The organism is Bradyrhizobium sp. Ken64 (assembly GCF_055807555.1).
Genome location: NZ_JBVVPA010000009.1, coordinates 154,027 through 174,051, shown reverse-complemented (window position 1 = coordinate 174,051; position 20,025 = coordinate 154,027). Strand labels below are relative to the sequence as shown.

Genomic DNA, 20,025 nt, shown 5'->3' with positions numbered 1-20,025 from the left:
TTGTCCCGTGAGCTAGCGACGTAGAGGCGATGCCGTCGATCTCACAACCATTCATTCGACGCCCCGTTGGAACGACGCTGCTCTCTGTCGGGCTGCTGCTCCTTGGTATCGTTGCTTACCGGTTCTTGCCGGTGGCGTCCGTTCCGAACGTCGACTTCCCCACCATTTTTGTTTACGCGTTTCGCCCGGGCGCAGATCCTTCGATCATGGCAAGCACCGTGGCTGCACCACTCGAGCGGCGGCTCGGCGAAATTGCCGGCGTCAACCAGATCACTTCGACGAGCACGCTCGGTTTGACCAGCGTCCTCCTGCAGTTCGATATCGGCCGGAGCCTCGATCGCGGCGCCAGGGACGTACAAGCCGCAATCAACGCCTCGTTACCCGATCTGCCGAGCGACCTTCCCTCGCTGCCGCGGTTTGGAAAGGCTAATACCTCCGGCGCCCCGATTTACGTCCTCGCTCTCACATCCAAGACACTGTCGACAGCTGCTCTCTATGACGTCGCTGACACCGTACTGCTACAGCAAATCGCGCAAGTGCCAGGTGTCGGCAATGTCACGGTCAGCGGAGCGGATCAACCTGCGGTGCGAATTCAGCTCAACCCTGTATCACTATCGACGGCCGGAATTTCGACCGATGATGTTCGAACCGCGGTCATCAATGCCAATCCGCTTGGGCCCGTCGGGATCTTCAATGGCGAGCGTCAAAGCGAGACTTTGTCGCTCAATCGTCAGATGCGCACGGCGACGGAATTCCGCGACATCGTCATCAAGAGCTCGAACGGTAATTTCGTACGTCTCTCCGACGTGGCCGAAATCGAAGACTCCGTGAAGAACGTTCGTTCGGTTGCCTGGTTCAACAAGCAGCCGGCCGTCCTCATCGAGATCAGAAAACAAGGTGATGCCAACGTCATTGACACGGTAGACCGCGTGAAAGCGCTGATTCCAGAGCTGAAGCAATGGATCCCAGCCGGCGTCGCAATTTCCACTCTGGTCGACCGCACCGGGACGATCCGCGCCAGCGTGAGGGACATGCAGTGGACGCTCCTGGCAACAGCGTTCCTTGTCATGATCGTCGTGTTCGTGTTCCTGCGCCGGCCCACGCCAACGATAGCGGCCGGCATTTCGGTGCCGCTGGCGCTGGCTGGGACCTGCGCCGGCATGTGGGTCGCAGGCTTCTCGATCGACAATCTGTCTCTGATGGCGCTCGCAATCTCCGTTGGCTTCGTAGTCGACGACGCCATTGTCATGATCGAGAACATGTACCGCAACCTCGAGCGCGGTATGCACCCGTTCCAGGCAGCGCAGGAGGGCGCCCGACAAATCGGCTTTACCGTGCTCTCCATCAGCCTTTCGCTGATCGCCGCCTTCACTCCTCTAATCTTCATGGACGGCGTCGTCGGCCGCCTGCTGCGCGAATTCTCACTGACGCTGACCTGCGCGATTCTGGTCTCAACCCTGGTATCGCTGACAGTCACGCCGATGATCTGCGCCCACTACATCCGGCAGACCACTCCCGGCAATTCAACATTATTCGACCGCATCGTCGAGGGCTCGCTGTCGCGCATCGTCACGTTCTACGCTCGCACCCTAGGTGCCGCGCTCGAATTCCCCTTGCTGACGCTTCTGGTGTTTTTCGCAACCATTGCGCTGACGGTCGCGCTCTACATCAAAATCCCGAAAGGTTACTTCCCGACCGACGATTCAGGCTTCGTCATCGGTGCGACGCGCGCCTCCGCCGACACTTCGTTCCTATCGATGCTGGGCTTGCAGCAACAGCTTGCCGACATTGTTCTCGCTGATCCGGCCGTGGCCGGTCTTGGCTCGGTTGTGGGGAGCGGCGGAGGCCCTGGAGGGCAAGGCGCAAACCGCGGCACCATGTTCATCAACTTGAGGCCACCAGAGCAGCGCGGGTTTGTCTCAACTGAAACCGTGATCGACAGATTGCGCCGCGCTCTCTATCCGGTCGCCGGGATTCGCTTATTTATGTTTGCCGCCCAGGACGTCCGTGCCGGAGGGCGGCAAAGCGACTCCAACTACCAATATACAATCTCGAGCACCGATCTTGGCTTGTTGCAGCAATGGGCTCCCATCGTGGCCAAACGCATGGAGAGCGTCGAAGGTATCACCGATATCTCCAGCGATCGCGATTCAAACGGATTGCAGCTAACGCTCTCCATCGATCGCCAAAAGGCCTCGATGCTCGGCGTCCGGGTTCAGGACATCGACAATGCGCTGAATAACGCGTTCTCGCAACGACAGATCTCGACCATCTACACTCAGCGCAACCAGTACATGATCGTGCTGGAGATCGACCCGAAATTCCAGGTCGACCCGTCCAACCTCGAACGCATCTATGTCGCCGGAGCGGGCGACGCGCAGGTGCCGCTGTCGGCGGTGGTGCATGCGACGCGCGGGCTCGCCGCGCTCGCGGTCTATCATTCGCAGTCGTTCCCCTCGACCACGGTGTCGTTCAATTTGTTGCCAGACGTGCAGATCCAGGCCGCAACGCAGAACATCCAGCGCGCGGTCGAGGAACTGCACATGCCGGAGGGCATTCGCGGTAGTTTTGACGGCAATGCCGGCGATTTCGCCAAGACCAGCGGCCGCCAGCCGCTCCTGATCCTCGGCGCGCTGGTGGCGATGTATATCGTGCTCGGCGTGCTCTATGAGAGCCTCGCCCATCCGCTCACGATCATCTCGACGCTGCCCTCCGCCGCGTTGGGCGCGCTGCTCGCCCTGCAGCTCACCAATACGCCGCTGACGGTGATCGCCTTCGTCGGCATCATCCTGTTGATCGGTATCGTCAAGAAGAACGGCATCATGATGGTGGATTTCGCGCTCGACGCCCAGCGCCAGCACGGCCTGTCTTCGGCGGAGGCGATCTTCGAGGCCTGCCAGGCGCGCTTCCGGCCGATCCTGATGACAACTATGGCGGCGCTGTTCGCCGGCATTCCACTGGTGGTCGCGACCGGGCCCGGCACGGAGCTCCGCCGACCTCTTGGCATCACCATCATCGGCGGGCTGTTCGTCTCGCAGATCCTGACGCTCTACACCACGCCGGTGATCTATCTCTTGATCGACCGACTGCGGCGGTCGCGTGCGCTCAATAAGACCGTTGTACCAGCGGAATGATGCTCAAATACTCGGGCACAAGGCGCGCCACGAGCTAAGCTCCGAAGGCAGTTTCTTGTTGTCAGAACGAGGTCTGCAACGGCCAGGTAGCGTCCGACGTCAATAGGCTCCGGCGACGAAGGGCAAGGAAGCCAATGCCTGGGAAACCAATAATCATCATCACTCAAGTGGAAGGCTCCGGAACTGCCGAGGAGAAGACTTTGAATCGGGTAACGGTGCCTTCGAAGGCGAAGTTGCCTAGCCCGTCGAGCTTCGTCAGCGACGTAAAATTACCAGCATAGCTATCCTGCTCGCCTGTCGAGTCCGCCTCGTTGAAAGATATCTGGTTGATTGGAGGCAACGGCTGATACTGCGATCGGTCCAAAGGCAGGATCGAAGTGGAACAATATGGCCCGTCTAGCGACGCATACAAGTTCCCCTAACTGGACGCCCAGACCAACAGACATCCAAGCTCCAAGGTCATCCCGAACGGTGGGAGTGCTAGCTAAGCTGCCTAATGTGGCTGAAAGCCCTATCTAATGCGCCGGCGCTTGAGCGCGCTCAGTTCGATAGAAACGAGCAAAAGTCGAGGTATCACCAGTACTACTGCTGCCATAGCGCCGAACGTCAGCAGATCAAGGGCCTCCTGCCAGTTCGTGATCGCAAAGCTGTATCGTGGCGGTAGATGGAGAAAGTTAAGAGCCACAAGACAAACCGCACCCACAAATAATGTCACACGCGTCCCGAGACACAAAGAACTTACGAACACTAATACGAAATAGAGTTTGAAGATTCTTCCCAGCGCCCGGTCCGCATCCAATTGGATATCGACCGCAAATCCCAAGGCGAGGATGACGATCGCTAACCCAGCCCGAACAGCTATAGGGCTCTGTCTGAGCCGAGCCAGTATCTTTATTCGCTCTCCCGCTCGCTTGGGAATATTCCCCTTCAATATCCAATAGGTCGCGTGGACGAAAGCCAAGCCAACCGCAAATCCAATCCAGGTCCCCCCCATGAAGTTCGTGGACGCTAAAACGAATATTGCGCCTGCGTAAGCCAGAAACAGCAGCAGTGTATCCAAGTTCGTTACGTCGCCTTCCTGACGCTCAGCTTCAGGGCGGAATCTCTCGAAGCGTTCCTTCACCAAGCGCTCGGACAACCGGTCCTCAATATCGACAAACATCGCGGCACGCTTTCGATATTGGCTCCTCTTCTTAGCGGGAATCTCATCTTCTGCCTTCTTCGAAAAACCAATCGGCAAAACGTAAAATCCATGGCCATCATACTGGCCGCCGCGCTCCTGCCAGATTTCATCATACGCCAGCGAAAATCCGTCGCTTATCCCGGAAAGGGGATGGTTATCTTGCGCTACAGCCAGGATGTGGTCGACGCCGATGACCTTGCAATACACCTTGAAGACCTCAAGGATAAAATCTCTGGGGCGGACACCATGGGCACATTTTGTGAATCGCCTATAGCGCTCGAGAACATCCTCCTCACCCTCAACCTGCCGTCGCCCCTGAATTCCTCCGATGAAAGCATTTAGTCCAGCTGCGTCCGCCCGAAACGAGAAGCTAACACTGAAGATTCGGTCCGGGCCTTCCCACAGACTCAAGGCAAGCTGACCCTCTCTAAGCAACCATCGCGGCTGATCAAGACTGATCCTGTAACCGCAACAATCGGGCAGCTCGATCAGATCGGTGACAATGTCCGCCTCTGCACCTAGCGCCCCTCCAATTGCCTCGACCGTTTCGACATGGCTTATCGCGGTATTGAGTTTTGTTGCAGCATCCCAGTTGGCCGAAATGAAACGACCGTAAAGGATCTCGATGATCTCCGGGCGAGCGCGAAAATAGCGAGCGAGCGCACTTGCTCGCCGCGCGAATAATATTGGTTTCAGAAGACGGGCGTGCCTTAGAATTGCGAGGCCGAGCGCGAGGCTACTCACAATCTTCGTATTAGCTGTGCGTGACACAAAATAAGAGAACATGCGTCGCCAGGTAGTAGGAAAAATATGAAGCAAGGGCGCGAATCAGTCGAAATAATTGAGGGCTACCCACCCGCTGCCTTGAATTACAGGCTGCCAGCCGCAGCTTGTAAACTCGTGTATGTGAATGGGATTGGAGTAGACGATGAAAATTGGACGGCGATCGCTTTCGTAGGAAGCCCGCAGGTGCAGGGCGACTTTCCGGACCACGTGTGAATCGAATGGATTGTAGAGGTACACGAGCGCTGCCCCCGAAGGCAAAACAAACTGCGCTGCGTCTCCTACTAGAACCTGGATGTCCCCTCGTAGTCCTTGGGCAGCTGCAACACTGATGTTTTTGCGCGCGGCTTCAACGAACGACGGCACGAAATCCACTCCAATGATCGTCTTAAAAGGAAATTGTGCAGCAAGGACGAGGGCTCTGCCTTTGCCACATCCAAGATCGACGAAAGTGAACTCTGAAAGCTGCAGATCAAGCGCCTGCATTATCTGACTGAATTGCGTTGGCTCGGTTGCTATGTGCGCAAGCCCATGTTTTGCATTATCGCCAACGATGCCCCCCTGGTCCGCGAGGTTTTGCACTCCTCCTGTATCTGTACCAAAGTGTTGGTCAAATTCGGCGTCTGCCTCCGTCTTCTGCCTTCGCCAAGCAGCTATCGCCCGGTCCTGGAAGCCCAGTCGCCTGAGCACGCGACCGATTAACTCCCGAAGGCCGAACTCCCCATGCACCACCTTCGCGCGGTACAGATAGAGTGATAGAGTTTCCGCAATGCTCGGCCGCCTCATAAAAAGTCTCGCGCGTTAATCAATTTCTGATTGTGCCGCGGAAGATGAGCCTTCGCAAGGCATTCGGGCGAGTTTCTCGATCCTCGGTTAACCGAGGAAAGGTTCTCACCATGCCACTTGCTTTTGCTGGCGTGGCGCACCGCAAAAGAGTGCGCGCTGGTTCTGGCAAACGGCGCGGATCGATCATGAGCGATTGGTGCTTCTTGACGCAGCTTTCGCTCCGCTCAACTCGAATTGGCGCTCCACGTGCTGGTCGCCGCATCGCGCTCCGCGAACGTGGGAGATATGTCGCAGTGCGGCCGAACAGACCATGGATATGCCCGCTCTTCTGCTCGTCGACGGCACAGGATCACGTTGCGCCTGATCTCGACCTGCGTACTTTGCCTGCAGCCTTCCTATCACCGCGCCAGATTTGCTGTCTTAGCAAATCGCCCCCGAGTAATTTCGCGGAGCAGGTTGAATCGATGGAGAGAGGCTGAATTGATCAACCCCTCAAAGAAGGCGTACTGCTCGCGGACTTGCAAATAGACTTCCATACTGATGGATGTTTGATCGAAGCCGTATGCCAGGAGGCGACGGTCGATTTCACCCGTAGCTTTAGGATTGACTCGCCAGTCCAGCACATTCTTTGCGATATGCGCTCTTGCGACCTCCTTTGTGCGGTCGTCGATGCCGACAAGATCAATTTGGCTCAACGCCCTTTGGACCGCTCGATGCCGAAAGGCCTCGAGCAGCTTGTGACGCAGCGAACGGTAGCGGCGAATTTCCCAGGACAGCTCTGCTACGTCGAACGCCAGCAAGCACTCGATGGCGGATCTCGGCGCGATATCGCCGAGAACGATGCGCTGGAGCGCGTCGTACTGTTCGCGGCTTTCTCCAGGCAACAGTAGAGGATCAGGTCGCAGGACTTCCAGCTCCTCTGGCACAACGTAATTCTGGCGTGGTACAATTTGGAACGGTGCGTTCATCTTGCCGGTGTCTCCAGTGCACTCCGTGGTTCTGAGTATGACGGCGATGCGTTCCCGATTGCATGAACCGGGCTGGCGGCCCAGAGATCCCTCGCAGCAGGCACCGGATCGACCTGCATGTCGGCCCACCACGCCTTTTCATTACCTTCTCGGTGCAGAGCCTGATGGTGGGGCCGACACAAAGGAACGGTAAACTCGTCGCTGACCTTGCGCCCGAGCGCACGCGGTTGCGCGAATTTGAGATGGTGCGCATCGACCGGCGTCCGCTTACAAATGAGACAGGGCAATCCCCGGACGAAAGCGAGATGCCCCTTGCTTCGTTTCCGAGGCGGCTCCTTGGGAAAAGCAAGGCTGCCGCCTGGATCCGCAAAACGGTGAGGTGGTTCGGTGGCAGGCAGATAGGGCTCGAGCTCAGCTCCCGCACTGGTTGGCTCCGCAAGCCTGCCCGCATAAGCGGCCTCCAAAGCTCTCGCATCCGCTTCCCGAAGCCTGTTCTTGAGGGGGAGGGTTGCTTTGGCCCAAGCAAGGAGGCCGCCCGGGCCCTCCCCGTCCACCTGGGTGGCGAGCTCGGCCAGTAGCCGGTTCAGCAATTCCGCCGAGCGCTCAGGAGGCAGGACCGGGGGTCGGTTCAAGACGCTCTTGGGAGGCTTTCCTTTCGTCCCTGAGGCGGTTTGTGGCTCGGCCGCCACTGAAGGTCCTGCCTGGGTGTCGGGCGCGTCCAGATCGTCCTCTCCCGCAATTCCAACCAGGGCGAACAGGGCATAGCGCCGCGCGTAGGTCAGCGCCGCCCCCATCCGGTGCGGGGCCTCGACCTCCTTGGAGGCACAGACCGGCCAGTCCGACGAGATCCACTCGCCGGATGCATGGGCCAATAGGGTCGTGAGATGGATATGTCCCGTAGGCTGCTCAATACGGGTGGTCTGGATGGTGGCGATTTCCTGCTGGCTCAGGGTCTTGCGGACGATGTCGAGGCCGCTTGCGAGCGAGGCATAGCGAAATGTCCGATCATCCTCCCGAGGGAATGGTGACCGAATGACCGCGGTCAGCGTCTTCTCGGGGTTCATCAACTCGGCCTGGGCCCGCGCAAGGGCCGCAGCGATGGTCCCGATGCGCTCACTGGATTGGTGCATGGGCCACCTCTGCGACAGCTTGGCCCTCAAAACTGACAGCGCCTGACTTGGAGCGTTTGGCCCTGATGCCATGACCGGCCGCCTCCCTCGCATCCTCCGGTACGAGCTTTTTCAGATCCGCCTTGGCTGCTTCGTGCTCACCATGGGCTTCTCGGGTCCGAAGGTAAACGGCTGCGAGATCTGCCCACAGGTTCGAGCCGGACATGTCGACGACCTTGACGGCCTCAAGCCTCGGACGGGGCGTCTCGATGTTGAAAAGAATGGGCGGCTCCCCGCTCTGAACGCAACGCCAGAATTTCTTTTCCGCCGTGAGCAGGAGATGTTGATAGAGCGGATCAGCGTGAACCGTGATCTCGACCCACTTGCCACCTCCGGTGATAATCGAGAGTACGGCGTTCCGCGCGGCCGTCACCCACATGTTGTGCTGCAGCTGCGCCATATGCTTTTCCGCCGCAGCTTCCTCGCTGAACGACCACGGCAGCATGAACTTTGCTTCGAAGACCGCCCCCGTCTGTTCGACGACGCCGTCCAGTGTCGCGCCCATCCATTTATGCACGGGATGACGGACGCGCTTCTGGATGTCCTTGATGGTTTGGCCAGAGCATCGCTGATACCAGGCCCGATTGAGCACCTCAGTCACAGTACCGAGCTGAACGATGAGATTACCGGTGAGGTCTTCCGGTGAGACCTCCCCACGCTTCTGCTGCCACAGCCTAACGAGCGCATCCGGGTCGTCGCCCATAATAACGCGCGCGTCGGAGCCACCGATAAAATGGCGGCGGTCGTTGGGGTTAGATTTGACGATGGTGCTCCGTGGACCTGCCACAGATTCAGTCACAATGGTACGCAACGGTATCTCCTGTTTACACGACGCTGAAGGCGATTGCGACGTTGTCCGCCGCACTGCCTTAAGCCCCGCGTCCGCGAGGTCAGATACCGGCGCCGGGATCGTGCCCGGCCGACTCAGTAACGCTCCAGTCGCTAAAGATTGCCAGTCCTTTCTGGAGCAAGATTCTTGCTATTTTTCACCTTAGAACTTTGATCACGTTGCGGCACGGAGGGACACGCCCGGAGTGGCGGCGCGACGATGAGGTGAGGCAAATGGCATCCAAACGACAAATCGAAGCCAATCGGGTAAATGCGACGAAGAGCACCGGCCCCAGAACAATCACGGGCAAAGCACGATCGAGCCGCAACGCATATCGACATGGATTATCGGGCGGGCGGGATGGCGAAAGCCCGAGGCTGAAGGTGTTGAGGATGACGCTCACAGCTGAAGCGGCAGACCCGTCGCAGGCGGATGCAGCCGAGGATCTTGCGCGAGCCCGACATTGGCTGGCTGACATCCGCCAGGTTCGGTTCAGGATGCTCGTCGATCTAATGGATTGCACAGAACCCCACCAAATGAAGCAGGTCTCAGGTCTGCATCGCTATGAGAAAGCAGCTCGAGCACGACAGCGACGAGGGCTCAAGCGCCTGAGAGTGACTGCCGGCAACGAGGGTGGGGAAGAGCGACCCGAGGACCGAGACTCTCTAGCAACCGACCGAGCAATCAGATGATGAGCGACATGTCCTCGCATCTTAGAAAGTTTTTGCGCAGCCCTTTGCTGCCTTTGCATGGGCTTGGCATCAGCATATGCCGACAGAACTTCATGCTTGGTGATCGCAAAAACGCCACCGCCATTATCAAGCGGGGGCAGTTCGGCCGAATCCCGGAGCGAATGTGCAGATTGCGCACAGACGGGCCGGCACGCGAGATGGGTGCCGGCCGTCGTGAGGCTATTCAGCGGCTTGCTCCAATCCGCGGGCGTTTTCCGCTTCCCTTCGGGTCTCGACGTCTTCGAAGCTTTCGCCGGTGGCTTCCATTATTGCGTCCAATCCGCATACCGCCTTGAGACGGCGTAGCGCGACATCGCAGTAGTGCGGATCGATCTCAATGCCGCACCCGATACGTCCTGTCCGCTCCGCTGCGATCAAAGTCGTTCCCGATCCCAAAAACGGATCAAGGATGATTCCCTTACGCCGCGAACAGTCGAGGATCGCGTCTTCAACCATAGCAACCGGCTTGACCGTCGGATGCAATTGAAGGTCCGAACGGCCTTCACCAAAAGCGCTTACGCCGGGATAGTTCCACACGTTCGTTCGGTTGCGACCGAAACGACCAAGATCGATATTGTTGACGTGTGGTGCGGAGCCGGATTTGAAGACACAAACAAGCTCATGCTGAGAGCGGTAGAACGATCCCATACCGGCATTGTTTTTCGCCCATACGCAAACGTTTTTGAGTTCGCTGTAAACGCCGTTTGCGGCAGCGAGCATTTCCTCAATATGCCGCCAGTCTATGCATTGGAAATGGATCGCGCCATCGACGGCATTGTCGGCAAGGTTGCGGAAAACCGAAGCAAGGAAGCTCGTAAAGTCTGCCTTGGACATTTCGCCCGACGCCATGGCGAACTCAGCGTGAACGATTTCGCCCTTCCCTGAGACATTCCCCTCGATCGGCACATTGTAGGGCGGATCAGAGAAGATCATCTGAGCACGTTTGTCGCCGAGCAAGGCCCGGTAGATTTCGGCCTTGGTTGAGTCCCCGCAGAGCAGACGGTGCTCGCCGATTTGCCAAAGGTCACCTGGTTGAGTGATGGCGGGCCCCAAACCCGCTTCGACAAACTCGTCTGTGTCGCCATCCGGCGAGATGTGAGCTGCAGTGCCGATCAGAATGTCGATCTCAGGGACTTCAAAGCCTGTAACCGTTACGTCGAAATCGATCTCGAGCTCCGAGAGATACTTGAATTCGATCCCGAGTAGGTTCTTGTCCCAACCAGCATTTTCGGCCAGCTTATTATCTGCAATAACGTACGCTCGGATTTCCGGCTCCGTCATATCGGATAGCCGAACCACCGGGACTTCCCTGAGACCGAGCAATTTGGCGGCTTCTATCCGGCCATGACCGGCGATGACGCTGTTGCTTTCGTCCGTTAGCACCGGATTTGTAAATCCGAACCTTTTGATTGCAGCTGCAATTTGTTGAATTTGCTTTTTGGAGTGCGTCCGGGCATTGTTGGCGCGAGGTTTGAGGTCGGTGATAGCCTGGTACACGATTGAGAGTTGACGCTTCGGTTGTTGATGACTCATCTGAGAGGGGCTCCTTGGTTGTTACACGGGAGCTTCTAAGAAGGATTACCCCTCATCGCATTCAGAACAATCGGTAGGCTATTTCTTTGAAGAGATCTTGTTCAGGAAAGACCGCCAATCCATTCGCAGGCCCCAGCTCTTGATGGCCATTTTCGCTGCACGTTGATGCCGGGGCTCAATGACCGTCGAGCGTGCACGCTTCTTCGCGCCTTTCACGCTCCCCTCCTCCCGGACTGCTAACGCCTTCAGCAGACGCTTGTATTCGGCAACAGCGACCTCAAACCGGACGTCGTCCAACATGGATTTTTTCGGTCGCCCCGGTTTGCCTTTCAGCTCCCCCTTCAGCCCCTTCAGGATAAGGGGATTGAGCCACGCTGGCAGCGGCTTCGCCGCATTGGCCTCTATTAGGGCGGCAAGCTGCTCTTTGTTCGGGTTGGTGCCGCTTTTGATCAGCCTCTCCCAGTATCGGACGTCTAGTTCATCAAACAGCTCGTACAGGCTTGCGGAAGTCTGCTCAGGCATCTTGGCTAGCCCCCGTACTTCCTGTGAAATTGAAGTAAGGCCTCGCCCAAGGCCGTAGGCTCGCCGCGCGCGGCTCTTATGAACTCTTCGGCCTCAAGGTTGATGGCCGTGCCGGGCTCAATAGCGTCTTTGGTTCGCTCGAGCTCGCGCGCGATAAATTCATCCAGTGACACCGCGGGCGGAACAAGGAGAATCCCTGAGTCGGGAATTAGCGCTGGTGCCGCGCGATCTCGTACCTTGCTCATCAGCGCCGCGGCAGCAGGCTTTCCTTCGGCCGCCAGCGCTTGAAGCTTGAGGATAACGAGCTGAAGTCGGCTAAGTCTTTGTTGTTTGCCTGACACGCGAGCCGTGAGCGTCTTGTGTGCAAACTTTTTGGTGCGGGCGTGCACGCTGACAGCGCCTTTGGGCCGACCGCGCGCATTGCCGGACTGTCCTTTTTTGAAACGACTTTCGACCGGCGGAGGGGTGCGCCCCGGTGCAGAGACCGCGTCACTATCATCCGATTTAGTAGACATTTTCGCCATCAGCCCGGGCTTTCGCCAGCGCCTCCCTTTTCAATTCAGCGATTCTGGTGAGATCAGCCTCATATTCAGCGCGATAGCGCTTGACGACTTGGTCTCTCCAGGGCGGTAGCCCCTCTTTGCCGATTATGTAGCCTGCGAGATCGAGGGGTACGTCACGCGGAGCCTCCACCGCCCCGCAGGCAAGGGCGAGCGACGGCTCCAGCAAGCCTGCTCGCATGCATTCCGCTAGGAACTGTTTCAGCGCACCAATTTTGCCGGCCATGGCACCTAGGAACAGGGCCTCCAGCATCGCTTCGTGAGGATGCACCTTGTGGCGCTTGCCATTGCGTCTGATCTCGATCGGTCGATCGAGCAGCTCAGCAATGTCTGTTCCCGCGTGCTGGGATGCGCTCGCGGGAGCTCGCCCAGCTCGCTGAGGCTGGGGTCGTGCACCGAAACGGGTTTCCTTGGGCGGCTTGCCGTAGCCTACCTCGTAAGTCTCGGTCTTCGAGACGGGTCCCCGATGGGACACATCCTGCTTTACCATCTCCACTCCATCGGCGGCATGCGCGCACAGAGCAGGAGTTTTGGGTGATGAAAAAGCCCAGAAACCAGCAAGCTCCGAGGCGCATCCCTTGCGCAGCTCGTTAGCATTTCATTTTTGCTCGGGTTCTAAGCATCGCGACGGGTGTTGATCGACGTCGCTATCGCTTATTTATGCCGTAGAATCGCTGTCGTCAAACATATTTGAGCCGAACCATCCCTGCGATCGCATGTCGGTCTCGGGGCTCGCCGGCTTTCCTCATTCGGCCCAGCGCTCCTGAGTTCCTGTCCATCTCCGTACAGTTCTGGCCAATAGCGTAGGTGAGCATTAGCGGTCACCGCGCTCAGCTCCAGGGTTTGGCGCTCCCGGCTGCAGCGATCGCCTCCTGGCCGATTTCCGCAGCGCGGAGAGAGAGCGAGAACAAGGTGCCGGTGACCTTGCCGCGTCAGCTCGAGTTTAGCTTCTTGGTCGCCGCGGCTTGGCCTGTGATCTTTCAGCTTGGAGTTGCTCAGAGGCGGCATGCAAGTGTCGGGGAGCTCTGTCAGGAGGACCGCAGCAACAGCCAAGGACCGCAGGATATTTCTTGGCTGAGCAAAAGGCCTTCTCGATCACGGCGCTGTCAGCCAAGAGCAAAGATGGTGCCCCGGGGAGACCCGGTCTTGATAGGGCAGGGACAACATGCAACACCGGCAACACATCACATCGATTCGTTAACGTTGAGGAATTTATGAAAGCTCTCTTTGTGGCCGCCGCCGCTCTTGCGATGGTATCAAGCGCCGCTACCGCTTCCGTGCTCGTCGTCGATTTCGAGAATTCGAACGTGAGCGCCGGCCAGTATTCCTACGCCGCCGATAGCGCTGGGTACTCTCAGCCCTCGGGAAATTCGGTATCGGTTCCCGGCGTCGGTTTCTTGGGCACCTCGGGAGTCCAGAATAACGCTCAGGCGTGGGGCTTCCCGGCAGCACCGGGTCCGGGCACGAATGCCGCCTTTCTTCAGAGTTACTCCAGCTCGAACCTCGGCGTCATCACCATCGGTACCGGCACCCTCGTGGCTGGCCAGAGCTACACCGTCGCATTCGACAGCGTTGCGCGCCCGGGGACCGGTGCGGACCCGTTCACTGTAAGCTATAATGGTCTCTCAAAGACCATCGATCCAGGTTTGTCATGGGCTTCGTCGACGTGGAGCTTCATGGCCGTCGCCGGCCAGAACCTGGTCTTCTCGGCGACGCGTATTGACGGCGACCACGCGAGCGGCCTCGACAATATCGCTATTACGGCAATCCCTGAGCCCTCTACATGGGCCCTCATGATCTTGGGCTTTGTAGGCCTAAGCTTCTTGGGCTACCGCCGCCGAGCTCATAGCGCCTCGCTCCCTGCTTAGGCGCTTGGACAAACTGGTTGAGATCAGAAAGACCGCCCTCTGGGCGGTCTTTTCCGTTTCCGCACCGATTGGCCCTCTTCGGTTGCCCAAAGCAGCCGCTTATTCGATACGGTAAGATTACGGTTCGCCGTTGCTACTGCAGGCGAGAGGAGGAACGAACGGCGCGACTTCAAACGCTAGCCACTTCCATCTTGGAAACGTCGCCGCGGCCTTTCTTTGAGATTTTTAGCGCCTGTTCTTCCCGAAAAATCGCCTGATCATGTCAATCGCCGCAACGAAGACAGGGACGAGTGAGAAGCATGCACCCGAGACGAGGGAGATCGCGGTTTGCCACGGCGTCCGAGGATGATCCTGTTGCGAGCGGCGTTGCCCGAGGGCTCTATCACTCTCAACAGGGTATAACGGATCAGATTTGGACTCGGGCTTGCGCGGCGGAATGACCAACACCACAAACAGGAGATTGATCGCAATCCAAATGACCACCAAAGTGATAACGACCCGGAGCATGAAAAACGTGCCCTCTTACAGGTAGTACTGAAATCAATTGGGTGGAGGCACGGTGTGGCCGAGATCAGTTTGCTGCACCCGTAGAGTCTTCTTGCTCGCAGTTCCGCATTGCGGAGACGATCTTCTTTGCGAGGATTGGGACTGGAGCAGGAGCGATCGTCGGCGTATCGCTCTTCTGGGCCTCCGCCCGCAGCATCTTCGAGAATGCCCTGAGCGTCAATTTTGGCTTCTTTGCTGGAGTATTGGCGCGTGAGAAAAACATGGCGCTATCTTTCAATGAAAGGAAAGGAGTGTAGCCGGGGAACGCCGCCCGTCAATCAGAGCTTATGGCTTGGATGACCTTCGGCGCGGTAAGCAAGGCACGTTCGCAGCGACCGCCTTCCCAGATGAAGCTGCACTACCCGCTGACAAGGTGTTCGGCCACTTCATATAAGAAGAACAGCCACCCCGCCGTGGCAACGGTGATAGCCGCAACATAGGCAACGAGGCGCACTCTCTCAGGCATGCCTTGTCCTAACTGGCGCGACGTTCGATTGCATCCCAATTGGTGCGTCAACCTTAATCGTCAGGTGCCGCGCATTCTGCGCTGGCGCCAACATGAACATCCGGGTCGCTTCGTGAAACCGATATCACGCGACTGGGAGCATGGAAGCTTCCCCGCACGACCGTTGTACGCGGTCATAATTCTGCTATTCATCAATCCGATCGGTACCAAAAGACCGCGGCACAAAAAAAGACCGCCCGGAGGCGGTCTTTCTGCATACTCATGTAGCTGGCGATCAGGCCGCGGTGAGAGCTGACGCCTGGTTACGGCGGCGATAGGCCATAAAGCCGAGGCCAGCGAAGCCAAGCATCATCATGGCCCAGGTGGACGCCTCAGGGACCGGTGAGGTGAAGGCGAACTCGAACGCAGTCTCAGTAGTACCGAAGGTGATGGTAGACGCGCCCGCAACATTCAGTCCGAACAGATATCCGGCTGGATTGTTCTGCTGATTGACATTGGGGAAATCGGCCAGGGTCATCGTAGAGCCGTTGCTCAACGTGATCGCATTATCGCCATTCGGCGAGCCCCAAACGACGTACAAGATATTGTTTTTGATGCTGCTGGCCAAATCCAGCAGGCTGAAGGTCAAGGACCCCGAATTGCCGATGTCGATCCAATGATGTGTGGTGTCTGAAGTGCCGAAAGGATCCCAGCCGCAGTTGCTCAAACCGCAGCCACCGGTGGGCTGACCCGTCCAATTAACCGCCGGACCAGCAACAAGGGGTTGAGCAAGGTTTGCTGTGATCCCGTCAGATTGACCGTAGTTTGTGAAGGCGATCGTGGCCGCATTCGCGCTGCCTGAAAGCCCGACGATCGCGGCAAAAGCCGCGGCATATAAGCTCTTTTTCATGAAAAACCCCTTTTCGCAAAATTCGACCTCGGCGCGTCTACTTTAATAGATGTTTTAGAAAACGCAATATCTAATTAACGAATAGTTAATTGCTCAGATTCGGGCATTTAATTTAAGTTTGGACGTGACCGGCGCGGTTGAAGTTTCGAGTCGCCAGACGTTCGGAAAGGGCTAGCAGGACGCCATACCCACCCAGGAGATTCCTGCGGGGTGCTCTTGTAGCTTGGGGAAGCAGCGAGGCAGAATCGTCCGTCCTCCGGATGACTGCAAATCGCAGTTCATTTGCAGCTGGCTCAGTTCAAGGCAGACCTGCCATCGGCGACTGGAAGCTCAAGGAGAGAGCTCGGCAAGCTACGACGGCCGCTTCGGGTGCTATCCGGAAACCCGCTCGCTCGCGAAGCTGCCCGTAGAACGACTCGCCGGAAACCACCAAGTCGATGATGTTGAGAAGGGCATCGCCCGATCCATCGCTCGCTTGATTTGAAGAGCGAGACGATCGGATCCGTCGGGAGGAGGACGGTGACGCAATGCTCTTTCCTTGGCCCGGTGACGCCGGATGTATCGTTTGGAGCGTGTGTGCATGATACAACGCCTCAAAAGCACAATTGGAAAAGCCTGAGCTTAATTGAGATGGCAGCGACTTCAAAACCTTTGGTTCTCTGAGGTTTAACAGACGTTAGGGGCCGCGCAGCGCGGCCCCACCTTTTTCAAATTGGGAATTTAGGCGACCCGGAACCCGGCGCCGCTCTGACGCCGACCCCGATACGCCAGGAAACCGATACCGAAGAAGCCGGTGATCATCATCGCCCAGGTAGACGCTTCAGGGACCGCAGACACGCTGAAGTTCGCCGTTTCGAAAGCGTCTTGCGCGGGACTGTTGTTGAAGCTGACCGAGAGGATCTGGTCTCCCGGGGTCGCACTGAACTGGACATACTGAGAGAATGCCTGATTTCCATCGGTTACCGCGAACTTCAGGCTGCTGGCTGTGAAATCGTAGGTCCCCTTCGCGGATGTCACTGTGAGTAGGTTGTAGGTGTCCGGAGAGCCCCAGAGGAAGCTCAGATAGTTGACCGGGTTTTGAAAGGTAAGCACCGCAGGCTCACTGGAGGTCGGACCGGCCGCGAGGAATGTCCCACCGTAGACCCCGCCCTTTGGGATGTCAGCGAACGGCTTATCGGCTGTGTAGACCGTGCCTCCGCTCAGAGTGGCAACCGTTCCACCATCCAACCCGGCGCTGCTCAGGCTAAGATAGGGACCGGTGCCGCCCCCTAAGCTACCCACCACCATTGCCTGGGCGGGCTGAATTGCTGCGGTCAGGGCAAGAGCCGCAATTCCCGATAGTATTAACCTCATGTCAGTCTCCATCGTGACGCGGCGCACAGCGCGCCGGATCGCAGGCTTAAGAGCCGACATTGCCACTTGTTCCTGAGTTCATTAAATTTCGATTAGAATGCTTATTGAGCGGTGCAGGGTGTTTAGGACGCCCGATCCGCAGTCTCCCGAGGCGAGGTTCCAACTTTTCCCAACACCTCTGATCGCTCTGCAAGCTCACCTATTGCTGCGAATCTGACACGGTGCCCAGAGGCCACGGCGAGCATGGCCATCACCCTTGCAATGACTTTTCCGACCGGCACAAAAAAAGACCGCCCGAAGGCGGTCTTTGTGCAGATTGATGTAGCTGGCTATCAGGCCGCGGTGAGGGCCGACGCCTGGTTGCGGCGGCGATAGGCCATGAAGCCGACGCCAGCGAAGCCAAGGATCATCATGGCCCAGGTGGAGGGCTCGGGAACAGCGCTGGCGAAACCGTCGATGCGGAAGGCAGTGGGCGGGCCTGTGTCGGTGAGCTCAACTGTGAGCGTGTTTGCACCAAACAGCGGGTTAAATGAGAAAGCGTGGAGCTGGTTGAAGTTCTCGTAAACAGTGCCGAACAGAGACGCGATCGGAACACCGTTGAGGTAAATCGTACCGAAATTATCGGCGCCCCAGAAGCCGGAAACCGTTGCGGTGCTGTCTGCCGTGAACGTCGTCGTGAACGTCACCGTGCTGTTGCCCGCACCACCGCCGCCATCCACGGACACCCAACGGGATCCGGCGCTATCGGCAATATACGCGGGGTTATAGTAGGTAACCGCAGCGCCACCGCCGACCACGGAGTAGTTCGGATCAATCGCCCCGTCGTTTGGCCCATTGATACCTGTGTTGAAGAGCGTGACCGAAGCGCTGGCTGCGCTCATCCCGAGACCCACAACGGCAGCGACCGTGAGAGCGGCCCAGCGGCCCTTTGACCAAAACGACATAAAGAGAATCCCTTGCTTTTAAATTGTTTTTTGGTGGTATCAATTCATCGGCCCCTCTGCAAGCAGAAGGTTTATGAAAGTTAACGGGGTGAACTGTTGCCCACGAGACAGCGGCAGTAGACTCAAACATTAGATTTCGGCCCCCCGTTCAGCATCATCGGCTCGCGCGTTTCGCCATCGCCGCGATCAAGCCTTTGATGCAATGCAGAAAAAGCCGTTGTTACCGCCGATGCGACGCTGCAGCGGAGCCATGTTCGGCCTCCTTCGCCGAGACCATATCCAATGAGATGGTCTAAGAACTCAAATGCGGGCCAACGGACGAGTGTTGCCCTAAACCTCTGGACAAGCCAGTTTCATCCCCGACGCCCCGACCTTGGTTCGGGAACCATCACGAACAGCCAATTCAATTAGCAGCTCATCCTGCGCGACGGGTTTGCCAGCCAAACGCTTAACCGCGGAGGCACCGGCACTCCGCCCGATCGGCGCTTCCAAATTCCTGAGACCCGAGCCCGGAATTCCCGTTACACCTCTTCGGGAAAACCCGCCACAGGCGCCGGTTATTGAAGCCTTCTGGATCTCGTAGGGCAGAGCCTCGGTTGTGTCTTTTTGCGGTTTGCCCTGTTAATTCCCGCAGCCGACAGTCCGGGACGCTGCATGGACTTGCGCCCTTGGGATTATGGTGCCGGGCGGCACTCCCGATTTACGCGGTGCTGATCAAAGAAGCTGCGGCTGGGCAATTTGCTCCATCCACCACTCTTGACAGCTTGGCCCTGGATGACGGCAAGCGGGACGGAGTGTACCTGGACCGTGCGCAAGCTTGGCGCAGCACTTTTCCGCGGCGCGAAATGCAGCGTCAGGTGCATGCTCCCATCCGCGGCAGGACGCCTTACGCCTGGTCTCGCGCCACCCCCACCTTCCCTTCGGGCGGCCCTCTCGCTGGTCCCGTCTGCGGCAGGCCTTAGCCGATCTACCCGGCGACTGGGCCGGAAAGCGTTCTGAGCCCCGCCTCAATAGTTGCTATGTCCTCTTCCAGCTGGGCGATTGAAGGCCGGTTGTCAAAGCCCGCCCTTGCCTTCAGGTCGACGGCCAGGCGCTTCCGGTGCATTCTCAGGTGCTCGAGCGACTCGCGGTCTTTCAGACGTGCATACCCCTCAACGATCAACTCGATTGCACTCTGCATAAGCCCTCCGAAATCAATTCCCTTTTACCAATTGGTGGAGACTAGAGCGAAAAGAACAGGCACACTAGCCTAGATTTCCTCGTCGGGCCGACCGATGATCTGCAACTTCCATTTCATCTGCGACTGGCTCTGCTTGATGCAGAAGCGTCCGTCAATGACCGGAAGTTTGAGCACCGAGTTGGGCTGGTTGCGGCAGCAACTTTGCGAGCTGTCGGGAAAACCAGGCTGGTAGAGATACAACCGGGCGTAAAATGGCTCCACAGAAATCAGAACATCGACGGTCTTGACGGCTCGTGGCAGTTTGGCAGAGAGATCTAGCAACCGATCTCCCGGATTACATGCCAAAGCAATCAATGTAAGTGCCAGAACCATGATCGTACCTTAGCTCAACGCAAGCGCTTGGTCAGCGACAACCCGAGAGGCCGTAGTCAGCGCCCACCAGAGCCGCAGCACCTGATCGTCCCGCGACAGCATTCTAGAGGTTTCGGTCAAATGCGATTCAGCACTGGGTGCGAACCTCCGACGCGCAATCCCAAGGTTCTGATCCCATTGATCGTGGATGGCAACGATGGATAATGGAA

The 20,025-nt window shown here is 57.8% G+C and carries 15 protein-coding genes and 2 pseudogenes; 2 read left to right on the top strand and 15 right to left on the bottom strand.

Annotation, left to right across the window (positions count from 1 at the left end):
- The first annotated feature begins 29 nt into the window (after positions 1 to 29).
- Positions 30 to 3,134 carry an efflux RND transporter permease subunit gene (locus tag AC0L2F_RS17655; protein WP_473249221.1) on the top strand — a complete coding sequence of 1,035 codons (3,105 nt, stop codon included), beginning with the start codon at positions 30 to 32 and terminating at the stop codon, positions 3,132 to 3,134.
- A 511-nt stretch (positions 3,135 to 3,645) separates the two neighbouring features.
- Here AC0L2F_RS17655 and AC0L2F_RS17650 read toward each other — a convergent pair.
- The 9 genes from AC0L2F_RS17650 to AC0L2F_RS17610 form a co-directional block, all read right to left on the bottom strand.
- Positions 3,646 to 5,103, bottom strand: a complete 1,458-nt coding sequence (locus AC0L2F_RS17650; RefSeq protein ID WP_473249219.1) for a DUF535 family protein — start codon at positions 5,101 to 5,103, stop codon at positions 3,646 to 3,648.
- Between the two features lie 42 nt (positions 5,104 to 5,145).
- The gene (locus tag AC0L2F_RS17645) at positions 5,146 to 5,886 is read right to left on the bottom strand and encodes a class I SAM-dependent methyltransferase (RefSeq protein ID WP_473249218.1); all 741 of its coding nucleotides are present in this window, start codon (positions 5,884 to 5,886) and stop codon (positions 5,146 to 5,148) included.
- 398 nt (positions 5,887 to 6,284) lie between these two features.
- Entirely contained in the window at positions 6,285 to 6,854 is a 570-nt protein-coding gene (locus AC0L2F_RS17640) for a hypothetical protein (protein WP_473249217.1), read from the bottom strand.
- Complete coding sequence (locus tag AC0L2F_RS17635) at positions 6,851 to 7,984, bottom strand: ERF family protein (RefSeq protein ID WP_473249215.1); 1,134 nt, start codon at positions 7,982 to 7,984, stop codon at positions 6,851 to 6,853. Before AC0L2F_RS17635 ends, AC0L2F_RS17640 begins: the two co-directional genes overlap by 4 nt.
- Positions 7,968 to 8,825 carry a YqaJ viral recombinase family protein gene (locus AC0L2F_RS17630; RefSeq protein ID WP_473249280.1) on the bottom strand — a complete coding sequence of 286 codons (858 nt, stop codon included), beginning with the start codon at positions 8,823 to 8,825 and terminating at the stop codon, positions 7,968 to 7,970. Before AC0L2F_RS17630 ends, AC0L2F_RS17635 begins: the two co-directional genes overlap by 17 nt.
- Positions 8,826 to 9,763: 938 nt before the next feature.
- On the bottom strand, positions 9,764 to 11,116 hold the full coding sequence (locus tag AC0L2F_RS17625; RefSeq protein WP_473249213.1) for a site-specific DNA-methyltransferase: 1,353 nt from the start codon (positions 11,114 to 11,116) through the stop codon (positions 9,764 to 9,766).
- A 78-nt stretch (positions 11,117 to 11,194) separates the two neighbouring features.
- A complete protein-coding gene (locus AC0L2F_RS17620) occupies positions 11,195 to 11,638 on the bottom strand; it encodes a hypothetical protein (protein WP_473249212.1) in 444 nt (147 codons plus the stop codon).
- 5 nt (positions 11,639 to 11,643) lie between these two features.
- The gene (locus tag AC0L2F_RS17615) at positions 11,644 to 12,153 is read right to left on the bottom strand and encodes a DUF5681 domain-containing protein (RefSeq protein WP_473249210.1); all 510 of its coding nucleotides are present in this window, start codon (positions 12,151 to 12,153) and stop codon (positions 11,644 to 11,646) included.
- Positions 12,143 to 12,688, bottom strand: coding sequence for a DUF5681 domain-containing protein (locus AC0L2F_RS17610; RefSeq protein ID WP_473249208.1), 546 nt, complete (start codon positions 12,686 to 12,688; stop codon positions 12,143 to 12,145). The genes AC0L2F_RS17615 and AC0L2F_RS17610 overlap by 11 nt, the downstream gene beginning before the upstream one ends.
- 580 nt (positions 12,689 to 13,268) lie before the next feature.
- On the opposite strand from AC0L2F_RS17610, the gene AC0L2F_RS17605 reads away from it, so the two are divergent.
- Positions 13,269 to 14,066, top strand: coding sequence for a PEP-CTERM sorting domain-containing protein (locus tag AC0L2F_RS17605; protein WP_473249207.1), 798 nt, complete (start codon positions 13,269 to 13,271; stop codon positions 14,064 to 14,066).
- Between the two features lie 571 nt (positions 14,067 to 14,637).
- Here the strand turns inward: AC0L2F_RS17605 and AC0L2F_RS17600 are convergent.
- From AC0L2F_RS17600 to AC0L2F_RS17575, 6 genes and pseudogenes are all read right to left on the bottom strand, one after another.
- On the bottom strand, positions 14,638 to 14,835 hold the full coding sequence (locus AC0L2F_RS17600; protein WP_473249205.1) for a hypothetical protein: 198 nt from the start codon (positions 14,833 to 14,835) through the stop codon (positions 14,638 to 14,640).
- Positions 14,836 to 15,352: 517 nt separating this feature from the next.
- Positions 15,353 to 15,463, bottom strand: a pseudogene (locus AC0L2F_RS17595) (PEP-CTERM sorting domain-containing protein); the annotation flags it as partial.
- A 1,224-nt stretch (positions 15,464 to 16,687) separates the two neighbouring features.
- Entirely contained in the window at positions 16,688 to 17,380 is a 693-nt protein-coding gene (locus AC0L2F_RS17590; protein ID WP_473249204.1) for an Npun_F0296 family exosortase-dependent surface protein, read from the bottom strand.
- A 272-nt stretch (positions 17,381 to 17,652) separates the two neighbouring features.
- A pseudogene (locus tag AC0L2F_RS17585) lies at positions 17,653 to 17,766 on the bottom strand (PEPxxWA-CTERM sorting domain-containing protein); the annotation flags it as partial.
- 1,465 nt (positions 17,767 to 19,231) lie between these two features.
- Positions 19,232 to 19,444: a hypothetical protein gene (locus tag AC0L2F_RS17580; RefSeq protein ID WP_473249203.1), complete on the bottom strand. Its 213-nt coding sequence runs from the start codon at positions 19,442 to 19,444 to the stop codon at positions 19,232 to 19,234.
- A gap of 69 nt (positions 19,445 to 19,513) precedes the next feature.
- A complete protein-coding gene (locus AC0L2F_RS17575; protein ID WP_473249202.1) occupies positions 19,514 to 19,816 on the bottom strand; it encodes a hypothetical protein in 303 nt (100 codons plus the stop codon).
- Positions 19,817 to 20,025 lie beyond the last annotated feature (209 nt).

Bases quoted from the DNA above. Each gene is read 5' to 3' on its own strand.
- AC0L2F_RS17655 (WP_473249221.1), top strand. From the start codon at position 30: ATGCCGTCGATCTCACAACCATTCATTCGACGCCCCGTTGGAACGACG.
- AC0L2F_RS17650 (WP_473249219.1), bottom strand. From the start codon at position 5,103: ATGTTCTCTTATTTTGTGTCACGCACAGCTAATACGAAGATTGTGAGT.
- AC0L2F_RS17645 (WP_473249218.1), bottom strand. From the start codon at position 5,886: ATGAGGCGGCCGAGCATTGCGGAAACTCTATCACTCTATCTGTACCGC.
- AC0L2F_RS17640 (WP_473249217.1), bottom strand. From the start codon at position 6,854: ATGAACGCACCGTTCCAAATTGTACCACGCCAGAATTACGTTGTGCCA.
- AC0L2F_RS17635 (WP_473249215.1), bottom strand. From the start codon at position 7,984: ATGCACCAATCCAGTGAGCGCATCGGGACCATCGCTGCGGCCCTTGCG.
- AC0L2F_RS17625 (WP_473249213.1), bottom strand. From the start codon at position 11,116: ATGAGTCATCAACAACCGAAGCGTCAACTCTCAATCGTGTACCAGGCT.
- AC0L2F_RS17620 (WP_473249212.1), bottom strand. From the start codon at position 11,638: ATGCCTGAGCAGACTTCCGCAAGCCTGTACGAGCTGTTTGATGAACTA.
- AC0L2F_RS17615 (WP_473249210.1), bottom strand. From the start codon at position 12,153: ATGTCTACTAAATCGGATGATAGTGACGCGGTCTCTGCACCGGGGCGC.
- AC0L2F_RS17610 (WP_473249208.1), bottom strand. From the start codon at position 12,688: ATGGTAAAGCAGGATGTGTCCCATCGGGGACCCGTCTCGAAGACCGAG.
- AC0L2F_RS17600 (WP_473249205.1), bottom strand. From the start codon at position 14,835: ATGTTTTTCTCACGCGCCAATACTCCAGCAAAGAAGCCAAAATTGACG.
- AC0L2F_RS17590 (WP_473249204.1), bottom strand. From the start codon at position 17,380: ATGTCGGCTCTTAAGCCTGCGATCCGGCGCGCTGTGCGCCGCGTCACG.
- AC0L2F_RS17580 (WP_473249203.1), bottom strand. From the start codon at position 19,444: ATGCAGAGTGCAATCGAGTTGATCGTTGAGGGGTATGCACGTCTGAAA.
- AC0L2F_RS17575 (WP_473249202.1), bottom strand. From the start codon at position 19,816: ATGGTTCTGGCACTTACATTGATTGCTTTGGCATGTAATCCGGGAGAT.